Source organism: Vibrio sp. 1562, assembly GCF_033340155.1.
Classification (GTDB): Bacteria; Pseudomonadota; Gammaproteobacteria; order Enterobacterales; family Vibrionaceae; genus Vibrio; species Vibrio alginolyticus.
Genome location: NZ_JAWOVY010000609.1, coordinates 1 through 570, shown reverse-complemented (window position 1 = coordinate 570; position 570 = coordinate 1). Strand labels below are relative to the sequence as shown.

Sequence of the window (570 nt, the reverse complement as noted above, 5' to 3'; positions counted from 1 at the left end):
CCGATCGTGGTTCGTCAGGTTGTTGGCGGACAGTTTGAGATCATCGCTGGCGAACGTCGCTGGCGTGCCGCTAAACAAGCAGGCTTGAAACGCGTGCCTTGCTTGGTTAAGAAAGTTGAAGACCGCGCAGCTATTGCTATGGCTTTGATCGAAAACATTCAGCGTGAAGACTTGGATGTGATTGAAGAGGCGCAAGCATTGGAGCGTCTACAAGATGAGTTCTCGCTAACGCATCAGCAAGTGGCGGATGTGATTGGTAAGTCAAGAACTACCGTGAGTAACTTGTTGCGTCTCAATCAATTGGATGCCGACGTTAAACGCTTGGTGGCGGAGAAACAACTTGAAATGGGGCATGCTCGTGCGCTGCTGGCACTGGAAGGTGAACAGCAAGTCGAAGTGGCTCAAATGGTGGCAAAAAAGCAAATGACGGTTCGACAAACCGAACAGTTAGTAAAAAAGTGCTTAGCCCCACAAAATGAGCAAAAAGCTCAACAAGAAGATACCGAAGCTGAGCAAATGTCGCATAAATTGAGTCAACTACTTGATGCGAAGGTTTCCTTAAGCCGTTCC

1 protein-coding gene is annotated in these 570 nt (G+C 48.4%); it reads left to right on the top strand.

Features of this window, described 5'->3' with window-relative positions; translation table 11 throughout:
- Positions 1-570 (top strand): ParB/RepB/Spo0J family partition protein (locus R7Z49_RS26680; RefSeq protein ID WP_318112680.1); only part of this gene is annotated, 570 nt, incomplete at both ends.